General features: G+C 49.9%; 13 protein-coding genes. 10 read left to right on the plus strand and 3 right to left on the minus strand.

The window, feature by feature from the left end; genetic code table 11:
* The first annotated feature begins 295 nt into the window (after nucleotides 1-295).
* On the plus strand, nucleotides 296-3,139 hold the full coding sequence (locus tag FOB24_RS07315; RefSeq protein ID WP_150344724.1) for an autotransporter outer membrane beta-barrel domain-containing protein: 2,844 nt from the start codon (nucleotides 296-298) through the stop codon (nucleotides 3,137-3,139).
* Between the two features lie 83 nt (nucleotides 3,140-3,222).
* Nucleotides 3,223-3,846, plus strand: a complete 624-nt coding sequence (gene iprA / locus FOB24_RS07320; protein WP_150344725.1) for a hydrogen peroxide resistance inhibitor IprA — start codon at nucleotides 3,223-3,225, stop codon at nucleotides 3,844-3,846.
* Nucleotide 3,847: 1 nt separating this feature from the next.
* Here the strand turns inward: iprA and ampH are convergent, their stop codons facing one another.
* Nucleotides 3,848-5,005 carry a D-alanyl-D-alanine-carboxypeptidase/endopeptidase AmpH gene (gene ampH, locus FOB24_RS07325; protein WP_038638090.1) on the minus strand — a complete coding sequence of 386 codons (1,158 nt, stop codon included), beginning with the start codon at nucleotides 5,003-5,005 and terminating at the stop codon, nucleotides 3,848-3,850.
* Nucleotides 5,006-5,389: 384 nt separating this feature from the next.
* Between ampH and sbmA the strand changes: the two genes are divergently transcribed.
* Entirely contained in the window at nucleotides 5,390-6,610 is a 1,221-nt protein-coding gene (gene sbmA, locus FOB24_RS07330; RefSeq protein ID WP_038638093.1) for a peptide antibiotic transporter SbmA, read from the plus strand.
* Nucleotides 6,611-6,624: 14 nt separating this feature from the next.
* On the plus strand, nucleotides 6,625-7,728 hold the full coding sequence (locus FOB24_RS07335; RefSeq protein ID WP_150344726.1) for a DUF1615 domain-containing protein: 1,104 nt from the start codon (nucleotides 6,625-6,627) through the stop codon (nucleotides 7,726-7,728).
* Here FOB24_RS07335 and FOB24_RS07340 read toward each other — a convergent pair.
* A complete protein-coding gene (locus FOB24_RS07340; RefSeq protein ID WP_069323931.1) occupies nucleotides 7,713-8,036 on the minus strand; it encodes a YaiY family protein in 324 nt (107 codons plus the stop codon). The two genes, FOB24_RS07335 and FOB24_RS07340, sit on opposite strands and share 16 nt — an antisense overlap.
* 264 nt (nucleotides 8,037-8,300) lie before the next feature.
* Here FOB24_RS07340 and FOB24_RS07345 point away from each other — a divergent pair, with 264 nt between their 5' ends.
* On the plus strand, nucleotides 8,301-8,525 hold the full coding sequence (locus tag FOB24_RS07345; RefSeq protein ID WP_038638102.1) for a DUF2754 domain-containing protein: 225 nt from the start codon (nucleotides 8,301-8,303) through the stop codon (nucleotides 8,523-8,525).
* A 21-nt stretch (nucleotides 8,526-8,546) separates the two neighbouring features.
* Here the strand turns inward: FOB24_RS07345 and ddlA are convergent, their stop codons facing one another.
* Nucleotides 8,547-9,641 (minus strand): D-alanine--D-alanine ligase, encoded by a 1,095-nt coding sequence (ddlA, locus tag FOB24_RS07350; RefSeq protein WP_038643049.1) that lies wholly within the window; start codon nucleotides 9,639-9,641, stop codon nucleotides 8,547-8,549.
* Between the two features lie 301 nt (nucleotides 9,642-9,942).
* Between ddlA and FOB24_RS07355 the strand changes: the two genes are divergently transcribed.
* From FOB24_RS07355 to adrA, 5 genes are all read left to right on the plus strand, one after another.
* Nucleotides 9,943-11,139 (plus strand): multidrug efflux MFS transporter, encoded by a 1,197-nt coding sequence (locus FOB24_RS07355; protein WP_038638105.1) that lies wholly within the window; start codon nucleotides 9,943-9,945, stop codon nucleotides 11,137-11,139.
* A 249-nt stretch (nucleotides 11,140-11,388) separates the two neighbouring features.
* Nucleotides 11,389-11,634 carry a sigma-S stabilization anti-adapter protein IraP gene (locus FOB24_RS07360; protein ID WP_038638107.1) on the plus strand — a complete coding sequence of 82 codons (246 nt, stop codon included), beginning with the start codon at nucleotides 11,389-11,391 and terminating at the stop codon, nucleotides 11,632-11,634.
* Between the two features lie 99 nt (nucleotides 11,635-11,733).
* Entirely contained in the window at nucleotides 11,734-13,149 is a 1,416-nt protein-coding gene (gene phoA / locus FOB24_RS07365) for an alkaline phosphatase (protein WP_038638110.1), read from the plus strand.
* 97 nt (nucleotides 13,150-13,246) lie between these two features.
* The gene (psiF, locus tag FOB24_RS07370; protein ID WP_038638114.1) at nucleotides 13,247-13,567 is read left to right on the plus strand and encodes a phosphate starvation-inducible protein PsiF; all 321 of its coding nucleotides are present in this window, start codon (nucleotides 13,247-13,249) and stop codon (nucleotides 13,565-13,567) included.
* Nucleotides 13,568-13,658: 91 nt separating this feature from the next.
* Entirely contained in the window at nucleotides 13,659-14,774 is a 1,116-nt protein-coding gene (gene adrA, locus FOB24_RS07375) for a diguanylate cyclase AdrA (protein ID WP_087857028.1), read from the plus strand.
* Nucleotides 14,775-14,788 lie beyond the last annotated feature (14 nt).

Raw genomic sequence — 14,788 nt, forward strand, 5'->3', positions numbered from 1 at the left:
GCGAGGGGTTGGTGGTATTTATTGCTTGCGTTTTTTATTTCTTTTTAAATGATAGGGTAAGTGTATGTGTTGGAGGTTTTTATTATTTTAATGCTCTGAATTTAAAAGTGTTTTAATTCTTCTTATAGAATTTTCTTAATTGTCTTATTTATGGTCTGCTTTCGGACTAAAGGCAAAGAATAATTGAACCTTTCATCCATGACGCCGCATAATCCTTCCTGCGAAACATAAAATGTTTTCTTTGCATTGATAATTGATGGATCAACAATATTACGTCCCTGAGGAGGGATGACAAATGCACACCTGGAAAAAGAAACTCGTAGTCTCACAATTAGCATTAGCCTGCACTTTGGCAATCACTTCTCAGGCAAATGCTACCACTTACGATACCTTTGGTTTTCACGACGATGCGACCACATATAACACGTCAGATGCTGACTACATGACCTACAGTGGTTATGTTTATAACAACGCAGCAACCGATAGCAGCTATTTCGACACCTCATTCTCTGGCGATACGGTGAATGGCGTTGTTTCGACGTATTATCTGAACCGCGATTATGCAGACGATACGGCAAATACCGTGAATGTAACCAATTCCACGATTCACGGTATGATTACCTCTAAGCAGGTATCTGGCTTTAATGATGCGATTGCGCATGACTGGGTTGACGGTGATATCTTCACATTAAATATCAATAACTCGACGATTGATGATGACTATGAAGCATTTTATTACACCGATACCTATCTGGATGGCACAACATCGAAGTCAGTCTACGAAACATATTCTGTAGCTGGACTGGGAACGGCGGTAACGCTGGATGTCGAAAGCGCTATCAATATTAGTAATAATTCACATGTTGCAGGTATTAGCCTGGAGCAGGGTGATACCACCAATGCGGCGTATACCACTGGCGCAACTCAGTGGGATAACACCATTACGGTAAATGACTCAACCGTCACGTCGGGTTCTTATACTGCTGATGAATCAACGGGGCACTTTGGTAACTCTGCAGAGCCGAGTGATTACAGTAATTCCTCAACCCAGGATGATGTTGCACTATCGTTCACAGATAACAGCGCTTCTGCTAATCGTATGGTAAACACCGTCACGCTGAACAATTCTCAGTTGTTAGGCGATGTTATGTTTACGAGTACCTGGAACAGCAATTTTGATTCCGCTGGCCATCTGGTTGATGGTTCTACTTCAGATTATACCCACGGCGGCTGGGATGATGACGATCAAAACGTCGATCACCTGACTCTGACGCTGAATAATACCAGTTGGACGGGGGCAGCCAATATTGACTATGACACCGTGACCCCTTCACAGTTCTATGATATTGCAGCTAACAGCTTAGATCCAAATGCGACAAGTTCTGATAACTGGAACCGTGTTAACAGTGCAAACTCCTTCCAGAGCGGTATATTTGATATCGCACTGAATAATGGATCTGTATGGAATACCACGAAAACGTCTCTGATTGATACCCTGGCTATCAACAGCGGTTCTCAGGTTAATGTTGCCGACGGTTCCAGCGTAACGTCTGATTCCATTACCCTGAACGGTGCTTCTACGATGAATATCGGCGAAGACGGCGCGGTTGATACCGATCACCTGACGATTGACACTAACAGTACCGTGACGTTGTCTGATGACGTTAGCTCTGCATGGTCAGGGGCTGCTTTGTATGCCAACACCATTACCGCAACCAACGGCGGTATGCTGAATGTCGAAACCAGCAATAATGGCGCTTCCAGTCTGTTTACCGCCGGTACGCTGGAACTGACCAGCGGAAATGTGGCTGATAACAACGGCAACGTGTACGCCGGTGTATTCAATATTAACAGCAACAACTACGTACTGAATTCAGATCTCGTCAACGATCGTACCTGGGACACCACTCAGGCTAATTATGGTTACGGTATCATCGCGATGAATTCTGATGGTCACCTGACCGTCAACGGGAATGGTGATATCAATAGCGGCGACGAAGCTGATGCCAGCAGCACCAGCGATAACGTTGTTGCTGCAACCGGTAACTACAAAGTTCGCATTGATAACGCAACGGGTGCAGGTACTGTTGCTGATTATAAAGGCAAAGAGCTGATTTACGTTGATGACGTAAACACCAACGCCACCTTCTCTGCAGCCAATAAAGCTGACCTGGGCGCTTACACCTATCAGGCACAGCAGCAGGGGAACACCGTTGTTCTGCAGCAGATGGAGTTGACGGACTACGCTAACATGGCGCTGAGCATCCCCTCTGCCAACACCAATATCTGGAACCTGGAACAAGATACCGTGGGTACTCGTCTGACCAACGCACGTCATGGTCTGGTCGATAACGGTGGCGCATGGGTCAGCTACTTCGGTGGTAGCTTCGACGCGGATAACGGCACCATTAACTACGATCAGGATGTTAACGGCATCATGGTCGGTGTTGATTCCAAAATTGATGGTAACAACGCGAAGTGGATTGTCGGTGCCGCGGCAGGCTTTGCCAAAGGAGATATGAGCGACCGTACCGGTCAAGTGGATCAGGACAGCCAGACTGCCTATATCTACTCTTCTGCTCGTTTTGCCAACAACCTCTTTGTTGACGGTAACTTAAGCTACTCTCACTTCAACAACGATTTGTCTGCCAGCATGAGCAACGGTCAGTACGTTGATGGTAGCACTTCTTCTGATGCCTGGGGCTTTGGCTTGAAACTGGGTTATGACCTGACGCTGGGTGACGCTGGCTACGTAACGCCTTATGGTAGTGTATCCGGCCTGTTCCAGTCTGGTGATGACTATAAGCTGAGCAACGACATGAAAGTTGACGGTCAGTCGTATGACAGCATGCGCTATGAACTGGGGGTTGATACAGGTTATACCTTCGCGTACAGCGATGACCAGGCGCTGACCCCGTTCTTCAAACTGGCCTATGTTTACGATGACTCGAACAACGATTCTGACATAAACGGCGACTCTATCGACAATGGGGTAGAAGGTTCTGCGGTACGTGTCGGACTGGGTACGCAGTTCAGCTTTACCAAAAACTTCAGCGCGTACACCGATGCTAATTATCTCGGTGGTGGCGATGTCGATCAAGACTGGTCTGCAAATGTTGGTGTTAAATATACCTGGTAAGAAATCTATCGCAGAGAAAAAATAATTTAATCTGGAAAATGCCCGTCACGGATTTGACGGGCATTTATTGCAAGGAACGAGCAATGTTATCTACGAATAAACCTCTTCCTGAATTTAGTAAGCTTGATAAATGTTTATCGAAATATGGCAAGCACTTTGAATGTGATAACGAAAAAGAAACTATATATTCCAGTGAGGTAAATAACGATGATACCGTTATTATTTTAAGCGGTGTAGTTTCCCTGAGACGCGGGGAGAATGTACTCGTCGGCATTGCGCAGGCACCCTTTATTATGGGGCTTTCAGATGGTGTGATGAAAACCGATGTACAATACAGATTAATAACCGAAAGTTATTGTACGGGATATCATCTTCCTGCCTTACAAACGATTAATATAATTGAACAATGCCAGCTTTGGCGCGAAGCATTCTGCTGGTTGGCCTGGCAGAACCGCATGCTTGAAATGCGCGATCTGCAGCTGATTGGTAATAACTCCTACGATCAGATCCGCGCGACGTTGATATCCATGACGAAATGGGACGAAGGCCTGCGTTCGCGTATCGGCGTTATGAACTATATTCACCAACGCACACGAATTTCACGCTCAGTTGTCGCTGAGGTCCTCGCGGCATTGCGTAAGGGGGGTTACATTGAAATGAATAAAGGCAAACTGGTGAGCATTAAACGTTTGCCTTTTGAGTATTGAATCAGGATGCGGGAATAACCTGCGGTTTGTTTCCGCTCAACTCTGTGACCAGATCGTTAATACCATCACTCATATTGGTAAAACGCGTCAGCGGAGAACGGGTCACCACGACAAATGCCCCAACGTTTTTCTGCGGGATCATTGCCATATAGGTAATAAAACCACCGCCACCACCGGTTTTTTGAATAATTCCTGGGCGGCCATTCTTCGGTGCCATATACACCCAGCCCAAACCAAGCGCATCGGCTTTGCCCGGAACGTCCATCCCTATCACTTTGGTTAACTGCGTACGCTGATAAATCAGCGTCTGCATACGGTCGGCTTGCTGGCTGCGATGATAAAAATCAGAAGAGAGATACTGTTGCATCCAGCGCATCATATCGCCGGGCGTTGAATAGACGCCGCCGCTACCCATTGCCGCCAGGGTATTGTTACAAGGGCTGGCGCCTTTTTCCGCGACCATCAGACGTCTGCACTGATCCGGGGATGGGGTAAAGGTGGTGTCTTTCATTCCCAGCGGTCGGGTGATTTTTTCTTCAAACACCTGCGGATAAGGCTTACCGGCAGCAGTTCCCAGCGCGTCGGCCAGCAGGTCGAATGCCAGATTTGAATAAGAAGCCTGCGATCCTGGCGCGGCTTTAAGCGTGGCGGTTGAGAGATAGCTCCAGCGTTGTTCGCGGGTTGGCCAGACAAACACCGGGCGATGTGCTGCGCCGCCAGGCTGTTCGCGCGGCAGCGCGCTGGTATGCGTCGCCAGATTCACCAACGTGATTGGCGTTCCCTGATAAGTCGGCACGCGTGCGCCAGGTGGTGCATATTTACTCAAGGGATCGTTGAGTTTAACCGTGCCCTGATCGAGTAATTTCACCAGCACTTCGCTGGTCATTAATTTAGTGATAGAGGCAATGCGAATTACGGAATCCAGTTGTGGATGAACATTATTGCCGGGGCGCGTTTCGCCGAAGCTACGAAATACGCGTTGATTACCATCAATCACCACGAGCGCCATCCCCGTAGCACCACTGCCGTAAAATATATGGTCGGCATAACGATCGACGATATCTGAGGCGAAGACCGGATCGGTTATAGGCTGTGCCGCCTGGACAGATGTCAATGACGCCGCACACAGCGCGGCAGAAAAAAGCAGACTACGTTTCAACGGTGGTGTCCATGAGTTAGAAAAAGTGAAAAAGGATGTCGTGCGTATGCGTATTTATACTACTCAACGGCGTATTGCAAAGCGCTTATCAGCCAATAATAGTGTGAAAAACGTAACGATGAGTAAACGTGAGTGTTTCCCGGATTGTGGATGTTCGCTTTTGTGATCTCACGCTGTGATAATCTGCACATGCTGGAACGTTGTCGAGTGTGAAAACCACAGAAACAATTCTTCATCGCCGTGGGGCGAACTATGTGCCACGGTTTTGGTCACAATTGTCGGTTTCAGCTTGTGTTTTTTGGCGTAAGCCGTCTCGCCGCCGCATTTCCCGGTGGCAAACGCACAGCAGTCGTCATAACGATAAGAAGTTAGCAGGAGAGCACTATGTTTAAGTCTTTTTTCCCAAAGCCGGGACCGTTCTTTATTTCGGCATTTATTTGGGCACTGGTCGCTGTTGTATTCTGGCAAGCAGGTGGGGGAGCCTGGGTGGCGCGCATTACCGGCGCGTCGGGGGATGTACCGATTAGCGCGGCGCGTTTCTGGTCGCTGGATTACCTGATTTTTTATGCTTACTACATTCTTTGCGTTGGGGTGTTCGCGCTGTTCTGGTTTCTCTACAGCCCGCACCGCTGGCAGTATTGGTCCATTCTCGGTACCTCGCTGATAATTTTTGTGACCTGGTTTCTGGTTGAGGTCGGCGTCGCCGTCAACGCCTGGTATGCGCCATTCTACGATCTCATTCAAACCGCGCTCAGCGCACCGCATAAGGTGAAAATTGAGCAGTTCTATAATGAAGTGGGGATCTTTCTCGGCATTGCGCTGATTGCTGTGGTCATTGGTGTGATGAACAATTTCTTCGTCAGTCACTATGTGTTCCGCTGGCGTACCGCGATGAACGAACACTATATGGCGCACTGGCAGCATCTGCGTCATATCGAAGGCGCAGCACAGCGTGTGCAGGAAGACACCATGCGTTTTGCCTCCACGCTGGAAAATATGGGCGTCAGCTTTATCAACGCCATTATGACGCTGATTGCCTTCTTGCCGGTACTGGTTACGCTGTCGGCGCATGTTCCTGATCTGCCGATTATTGGACATGTTCCTTATGGGCTGGTGATTGCTGCGATTGTCTGGTCGCTGATGGGAACCGGCTTGCTGGCGGTAGTCGGGATCAAACTTCCGGGTCTGGAGTTTAAAAACCAGCGTGTGGAAGCGGCTTACCGTAAAGAACTGGTATACGGTGAAGATGATGCCAGTCGTGCAACGCCGCCGACGGTGCGTGAACTGTTCCATGCGGTGCGGCAAAACTATTTCCGTCTCTATTTTCACTACATGTATTTTAATATCGCCCGTATTCTGTACCTGCAGGTTGATAACGTTTTCGGTTTGTTCCTGCTGTTTCCGTCAATTGTTGCCGGTACGATTACGCTCGGTTTGATGACGCAAATTACCAACGTGTTTGGCCAGGTGCGCGGCTCGTTCCAGTATCTGATTAACTCCTGGACAACCTTAGTTGAACTGATGTCTATCTATAAGCGTCTGCGCAGCTTTGAACGTGAGCTTGATGGCCAGGATATTCAGGAAGTTACCCATACGCTTAGCTAACAAAAGGAGATGTTATGTCGACGGTTTCCCGTCTTTACCCCTGGTCCGGACTGGCAGCATTGGTGCTGGTGGGATGTAGTAGCCAACCCGCGCAGCCGTTAAAAAAAGGGGAGAAAGCCGTCGATGTGGCGAGCGTGGTGCGCCAGAAAATGCCCGCCAGCGTGAAAGACCGGGATGCGTGGGCGCAGGATCTGGCGAAGACGTTTGAAAGTCAGAAGCTGGCGCCAACGGTTGAAAACATCTGTTCGGTGCTGGCGGTCGCGCAACAGGAGTCAAACTACCAGGCTGACCCGGCGGTTCCTGGCTTAAGTAAAATCGCCTGGAAAGAGATCGACCGTCGCGCCGAGCGCATGCATATTCCGCTGTTTGTGGTACACACTGCGCTGAAGATTAACTCGCCAACGGGGAAAAGCTACAGTGAGCGTCTGGATACGGTAAAGACGGAAAAACAGCTTAGCGCCATCTTTGATGATTTCATCAATATGGTACCGATGGGGCAGACGCTGTTTGGTTCACTGAATCCGGTGCATACCGGCGGACCGATGCAGGTCAGCATTGCGTTTGCCGAGCAGCACGCCAGCGGCTATCCATGGAAAATGGCAGGGACGGTCCGTCAGGAAGTGTTCAGCCGACGCGGCGGACTGTGGTTTGGCACTTATCATCTGCTCAATTATCCGGCGAATTACAGTGCGCCCATCTTCCGCTTTGCAGATTTTAATGCCGGCTGGTACGCCAGCCGCAATGCGGCTTTCCAGAATGCAGTCAGTAAAGCCAGCGGAGTGAAGCTGGCGCTGGACGGGGATTTGATTCTCTACGGCAGCAGCGAGCCGGGGAAAACGGAGCTGGCGGTACGCAAGCTGGCCGGGAAGCTGGGGATGAGCGAGAGTGAGATCCACCGACAACTGCAAAAGGGCGATAGCCTGGCCTTTGAAGAGACTGCGCTGTACGAGAAGGTCTATAAGCTGGCTGAAGCGAAGAATGGTAAATCGCTACCTCGTGAAATGCTGCCTGGCATTCAGTTGGAAAGCCCGAAGATCACGCGTAATCTGACGACCGCGTGGTTTGCTAAACGCGTGGACGATCGTCGGGCGAAGTGTATGGCTCAGTCATCGTTATGATGACGGCGGCGCCAGCGGATAATTGTCGCGACGGCGCCAAGAATCAGGCTACCGACCAGGAAAGGGATCAGCCCAAACAGGGTACCGACGCCTAAACCAATTTCAACGCGCGGGCGTCCTGTCTCTTGCATTTGCAACTGCATCAACTGCTCATAGATACCGGGTGCGTGGGCCAGCAAATTTAAAATCTGCGCGCCTGCCCAAAAGCAAAACAGCACAAATATGGCATACGCAATGTTGCCGGGCAGGGAGGAGGTATCCCGATGCTTGCCCTTAAACAGGGATTTTGAGAGCGTAAAATCAGCCATAAAGACCTCCGGAAATAACCTGCTTTTTTTGGCGTAATGCCTGTAACTGAGTGTGAGTCTGACAGGTGATTAGGAATGTCAATATCAGAATGTTGGTAATTTCAGGTGGAGATTATTCCTGGATTTCGGTTTTTTGTGGTGTGTCACAATTATTTAACCTTAAGTTAAATTGAGTTACATTTCAGAAATTACGCCTATGCCACAGACGCCCATGGGGAAATGTGCGAGGATGCTTTCCCATGTTGTATATCCACCGGAGCCGTTATGAACCTGCCTGTAAAAATCCGCCGAGACTGGCACTACTATGCCTTCGCTATTGGGCTTATCTTTATTCTGAATGGCGTGGTCGGGTTATTAGGCTTTGAAGCGCAGGGATGGCAAACCTATGCGGTGGGGCTGGTTACCTGGATAATCAGCTTTTGGCTGGCCGGATTAATTATCCGTCGCCGCGTGGAAAATGAAGATGATGAAGCGAAGGATGCCCAATAGTTATCAGGCATCCTGGCGGGTTTACATACTGGTTTTCAGCGCGCTATCCGCAGCGTGGCGCTCCAGCGCCAGTTCGATCAGACGCGTGATTAAATCGGTATAGCCTAAGCCGCTCGCCTGCCACAGTTTTGGATACATACTGATGTTGGTGAAGCCCGGCAGGGTGTTGATCTCATTGATCACAACGTCGTTGTCTGCGGTTAAGAATACATCTACACGCGCCATGCCGGCACATCCCAGTGTTTGGTACGCCTGAATGGCGATCTGGCGGATCTTGTCGTTAATCTCTGGCGCGATCGCTGCCGGAACAACTACTTTGGCGCCATTATCGTCAATGTATTTGGTGTCGTAAGCGTAAAAATCACTGTTCAGCACGATCTCACCACAGGTGCTGGCCTGCGGATGATCGTTGCCCAGTACCGCGCATTCGATCTCACGGCCTTTGATCCCTTGCTCTACCACGACTTTATGATCGAACTCAAATGCCAGCGCGACAGCCTGGTTGTATTGCGCTTCACTGGTCACTTTGCTAACGCCAACGGACGATCCCTGGTTGGCGGGTTTCACGAACAACGGCAGACCCAGGCGGGATTGCACCTCAGCAAAGCTAATATTGTTGCGGTTCGCGCGAGTGAGTGTAATAAATGGCGCGATATTTAATCCGGCATCGCGCAGCAGACGTTTGGTTACGTCTTTATCCATACAGGCTGCGGAACCCAGGACATCAGAACCGACGAACGGCAGATTCGCCACGCGCAGCATACCCTGCAAAGAGCCATCTTCACCCAGCGTACCGTGGACGATCGGGAAAATAACATCGACCGTCGGCAGCGGCTGACCGTTTTGCGCATCGATCAACTGGTGCTCTTGTTTACCCGGAACCTGAGCCAGGCTGGTCGCGGAAGGACGCAGCGCAATGTGCGCCGGATCGTCTGAATTGAGCAGATAGTTACTGGCATCGCTAACGTGCCATTGCCCTTGTTTATCAATACCTAACAGCACAACGTCAAAGCGAGTCTTGTCGATGGCATCGACAATATTTTTTGCCGATTGCAATGACACTTCATGTTCCGCTGATTTACCACCAAATACGATTCCTACCCGCAACTTTGCCATCTTAAAAACCCATTCCATGAATGCAAAGCACATACATTACCACGACAAAACGCAGGTTTCCTCGGCTTCTGGCAGATTGTTTGTCTGGGCAACAGGGGAATAGATACGCGCAAAAGCGTTGATCTCGCATCAAGCATAATTCCCTGCTTGTATTGTGGGTTTGATGTGAGGCGTATCACAAATATGATGAGCGGGAAGATAAAATTCTAAACTGTGATATATCGCACCTGTGGATCCTTATTTGGCTAAGTAATTTGTTAAGCTGCTCGCAGTTTTCAGCTACTTATCGTTATGAGCCCTTATGGAATCCTGGAGAGTAAACCTTATTTCCGTCTGGTTCGGATGCTTTTTTACCGGACTGGCGATTAGCCAAATCCTGCCTTTTTTACCGCTCTATATCTCCCAATTGGGTGTCACCTCGCACGAAGCGCTCTCTATGTGGTCTGGGTTAACGTTCAGCGTCACCTTCCTTATTTCAGCCATTGTTTCACCAATGTGGGGCAGTTTAGCTGACCGTAAAGGGCGCAAGCTGATGCTGCTGCGAGCCTCGCTGGGGATGGCGATTGCGATTTTACTGCAGGCATTTGCCACTAACGTCTGGCAGCTTTTTCTGCTGCGCGGGGTGATGGGGTTAACCTCAGGCTATATTCCGAACGCAATGGCGCTGGTAGCATCACAGGTTCCGCGTGAACGCAGCGGATGGGCATTGAGCACGCTTTCTACAGCGCAAATCAGCGGCGTTATTGGCGGTCCGTTAATGGGCGGTTTTATTGCCGACCATATTGGCTTACGGGCGGTGTTCTGTATTACTGCGGCTTTGTTGGTGGTCAGTTTCCTTGTCACGCTGTTTTTGATCAAAGAGGGTGTGCGCCCAACGACCAAAAAAAGCGAACGCCTGAGCGGGAAGGCCGTCTTTGCCTCGCTGCCTTATCCGGCGCTGGTGATCAGCCTGTTTTTTACGACGATGGTGATTCAGCTGTGTAACGGCTCTATCGGGCCAATTCTGGCGCTGTTTATCAAATCAATGGTGCCAGACAGTTCGAATATTGCCTTTCTCAGCGGGCTGATCGCCTCAGTACCTGGCATCTCGGCCCTGATTTCCGCGCCCCGGCTTGGCAAATTAGGCGACCGTATTGGCACTGAGCGGATTTTAATGGCGACGTTGATGTTCGCTGTCGTGCTGTTTTTCGCCATGTCGTGGGTCACCACGCCATTGCAGTTGGGGGTATTACGTTTTCTGCTCGGCTTTGCCGACGGCGCGATGTTGCCAGCGGTACAGACGCTGCTGGTGAAATACTCCAGCGACCAGATAACCGGGCGTATTTTTGGTTATAACCAGTCATTTATGTACCTGGGCAATGTCGCCGGGCCATTGATGGGAGCAACAGTATCAGCCATGGCGGGATTCCGCTGGGTGTTTATTGCTACGGCGAGTATTGTACTGATTAACATCTGGCAGTTGACCATCGCGTTGCGACGTCGGCGTCACGCGCGCTGACTTCCTGATAAACAACGCTGCCAGTCGGCGTTGTTTATCGATAATTCTGCATTATATCTCTATGTGATTATTCATAATCTTACCTTTTGATATTGAATGATTCTGCTGTACGTCTCGTCTCTCCCTTATTTTGTGATGTGATTGTTTTCGCAAATAGTTTAATTTCTTCTAAAAATAAAACTTTTATCACCTAGGCAGTTATGAGCCTTAATGTTAACGTGGCTTATATTTTGTTAAGGGAATACGCAAATGAAAAATCTCGTCACTGAGTTGTTGCTTAAGCTCGCCCAAAAAGAAGAAGAGTCACAAAACCTGGCCGCGCAGGTTGAAATGTTAGAGCAGGTAATCACCGAAATGCTGCGCAATATGGCGTGGAGCGATCGGCAAATATTGCTGCGTCAAATTGAAGGGGCTCTGGCAGGCGTCAACCCCGTGCCAGCGTTTATGACGACCCTGCATAACGCTGGCGAAAGCGTGTCAAAACGTTTTGATTAATCTGTGGGACGTCCCCACAAATTATCATAAAAGTGTCACATCAAATACTTATAGTCGCTTTGTTTTAATTTTACCGTATTTATACATGGAGAAAATAAAGTGAAACAAAGCGCACTCGCTATTGCCCTGTTACCTTTGCTGTTTACCCCGATTATTAATGCAGAAACATCTACCGTAGCGGTTATGGATAATCGTGCCGCTCAGGGTGATATCACCACGCCAGGCGGCGCCCGCCGATTGTCAGCCGATCAAACGGCGGCTTTACGCGAATCTCTGAACGATAAACCTGCCAAAAATATCATTTTACTTATTGGCGATGGGATGGGCGATTCTGAAATAACGGCAGCGAGAAATTATGCCGAAGGCGCGGGCGGTTTTTTTAAAGGTATTGATGCTTTACCGTTGACCGGACAATACACGCACTATGCGTTAGATAAGAAAACGGGCAAGCCGGATTATGTGACGGACTCAGCGGCCTCAGCGACGGCGTGGACCACCGGGGTTAAAACTTACAATGGCGCGCTGGGCGTTGATATACATGAAAAAGATCACGCAACAATTTTGGAAATGGCAAAAGCGGCAGGTCTGGCGACGGGCAACGTTTCTACCGCTGAATTGCAGGATGCAACCCCAGCGGCACTGGTTGCTCATGTGACTTCACGTAAGTGCTATGGCCCTGACGTGACCCGTGAAAAATGCCCAACCAATGCCCTGGAAAAAGGCGGCAAAGGGTCAATTACAGAACAATTGCTGAATGCCCGGGCTGACGTCACGTTGGGCGGTGGGGCAAAAACGTTTGCCGAAACCGCTGCGGCAGGGGAGTGGCAGGGTAAAACGTTGCGTGAACAAGCCCTGGCGCGCGGTTATCAGATGGTAAGTGATGCCGCGACGCTGGCTGCGATTACCGAAGCTAACCAGGATAAGCCGTTGCTAGGCTTGTTCTCCGACGGCAACATGCCGGTACGCTGGGAAGGTCCGAAAGCGTCCTATCATGGGAATCTGGATAAACCAGCGGTGACCTGTACGCCAAATCCAAAGCGTGATGACACCGTACCGACGCTGGCGCAGATGACGGATAAAGCGATTGAACTGTTAAGCAAAAATGAGAAAGGTTTCTTCCTGCAAGTTGAAGGGGCATCCATCGATAAACAGGATCACGCCGCCAACCCGTGCGGACAGATTGGTGAAACGGTTGATCTGGACGAAGCGGTACAGCGCGCGCTTGCCTTTGCGAAGCAAGACGGCAACACCCTGGTGGTGGTAACCGCTGACCACGCGCATGCCAGCCAGATTGTCGCGCCTGATACTAAAGCGCCTGGTCTGACTCAGGCACTGAACACCAAAGATGGCGCGGTGATGGTCATCAGCTACGGCAATTCTGAAGAGGAATCTCAGGAGCACACCGGTAGCCAGTTGCGCATCGCCGCTTATGGCCCGCATGCGGCGAATGTGGTCGGTCTGACCGATCAAACTGATCTGTTTTACACCATGAAAGCGGCGTTAGGACTGAAATAATCCGACACCCGGTGACAATAGTTTTGCCACCGGGTGGTATTTTTATCGTTAGCAGCCAAACTTACCTGTGTGTCGTCGTTCAGAAAAGGATGGTGCTATGAAAATTACATTATTAATGACGCTGCTCTTTGGACTGGTTTTTTTAACTACCGTCGGTGCTGCCGAGAAGACGTTAACCCCGCAACAACAGCGTATGACCACCTGCAATCAGCAGGCAACGGCGCAGGCCTTAAAAGGGGATGCGCGAAAGACGTATATGAGTGATTGCCTGAAAAACAGCAAATCTGCGCCTGAGGAAAAGAGTTTAACCCCACAGCAGCAGAAGATGCGTGAATGCAACGTCAAGGCGACGGAGCAGTCACTGAAAGGCGACGATCGTAACAAGTTTATGAGCGCTTGCCTGAAAAAAGCTGCGTAGCACTTACGGGTGAGCAGGTAAAAACGCTCACCCGAAATTTCATACTCCCGCCAGCAGACCCCTACCTATAATTTGGGAAATTTGTTTCAGAATGTTCCCAAATACGATGAATGATGAAAACTTTTTCCAAAAGAAGGTCGTCGCGGATGAAGCGTTTATATCACTTCATCAAAACGACCACCAACGTTCCGGTCTGCGATTTGCCCGACGGATCAGGCTGCCGCGAGCGGTGGGATTGGGGGGGATGTTTTTCCCTATCGCGTCGGTATTAGTTTCCCAGCCTATTACTGGCGGCTGGTGGCTGTTACTGGTGGGATGGGCATTTGTCTGGCCACATCTGGCCTGGCAGTTGGCAAGTAAAGCAGACGATCCTCTGCATAGTGAATTTACCAATTTAAAAGCCGATGCCATCCTCGCCGGTATGTGGCTGGGAATTATGGGGGCAAACCTGTTGCCGTCCACGGCGCTGCTCATGATTACTTGCATCAACCTGATGGGCGCAGGGGGAATGCGAGTATTCCTCGCGGGCGTCGTGTTGATGGCGGTGTCATGCCTGGTGACGTTACAGTTAACCGATATTCCCGTCGCTGTTAGCAGCAGTCAACTGAGCGTGATGTTATCACTGCCGGTACTGGTGATGTACCCGCTGCTGTTTGCCTGGGTCAGCTATCAGACGATCATCAAGCTGGCGGAACATAAACGCCGCTTACAGGTGATGAGTACGCGAGATGGGATGACCGGCGTTTATAACCGACGTCATTGGGAGTTATTGCTACGCAATGAATTTGATAATTGCCGCCGCTATCAGCGTGATGCCACGTTGCTTATTATTGATATCGACCATTTCAAGAGCATCAATGATACCTGGGGTCATGACGTCGGGGATCAGGCTATTGTCGCGCTGACCCGCCAGTTGCAGATGACTTTACGCGGTAGCGATGTGATTGGCCGTTTTGGTGGTGATGAATTTGCGGTGATTATGTGTGGTACGCCCGCAACCAGCGCAATTGCGGCCATGTCGCGCGTGCATGAACGACTTAGTCAGTTGCGTTTATCCTGCGCTCCGCAGGTCGCCTTACGTATTAGCGTTGGCGTAGCGCCGCTGACTTCTGAAACTGAGCATTATCGGGAATGGTTAAAATCGGCGGATATGGCGCTTTATAAAGCAAAGAATTCCGGACGTAACCGCACCGAAGCGGCGGCCTGACGTCCGGTGATATT

Origin of the sequence: Citrobacter werkmanii, assembly GCF_008693645.1 — a bacterium.
GTDB lineage: Bacteria > Pseudomonadota > Gammaproteobacteria > Enterobacterales > Enterobacteriaceae > Citrobacter > Citrobacter werkmanii.

Coding starts and splice junctions, on each gene's coding strand:
- FOB24_RS07315 (WP_150344724.1), top strand. CDS start 296: ATGCACACCTGGAAAAAGAAACTCGTAGTCTCACAATTAGCATTAGCC.
- iprA (WP_150344725.1), top strand. CDS start 3,223: ATGTTATCTACGAATAAACCTCTTCCTGAATTTAGTAAGCTTGATAAA.
- sbmA (WP_038638093.1), top strand. CDS start 5,390: ATGTTTAAGTCTTTTTTCCCAAAGCCGGGACCGTTCTTTATTTCGGCA.
- FOB24_RS07335 (WP_150344726.1), top strand. CDS start 6,625: ATGTCGACGGTTTCCCGTCTTTACCCCTGGTCCGGACTGGCAGCATTG.
- FOB24_RS07340 (WP_069323931.1), bottom strand. CDS start 8,036: ATGGCTGATTTTACGCTCTCAAAATCCCTGTTTAAGGGCAAGCATCGG.
- FOB24_RS07345 (WP_038638102.1), top strand. CDS start 8,301: ATGAACCTGCCTGTAAAAATCCGCCGAGACTGGCACTACTATGCCTTC.
- ddlA (WP_038643049.1), bottom strand. CDS start 9,641: ATGGCAAAGTTGCGGGTAGGAATCGTATTTGGTGGTAAATCAGCGGAA.
- FOB24_RS07355 (WP_038638105.1), top strand. CDS start 9,943: ATGGAATCCTGGAGAGTAAACCTTATTTCCGTCTGGTTCGGATGCTTT.
- FOB24_RS07360 (WP_038638107.1), top strand. CDS start 11,389: ATGAAAAATCTCGTCACTGAGTTGTTGCTTAAGCTCGCCCAAAAAGAA.
- psiF (WP_038638114.1), top strand. CDS start 13,247: ATGAAAATTACATTATTAATGACGCTGCTCTTTGGACTGGTTTTTTTA.
- adrA (WP_087857028.1), top strand. CDS start 13,659: ATGTTCCCAAATACGATGAATGATGAAAACTTTTTCCAAAAGAAGGTC.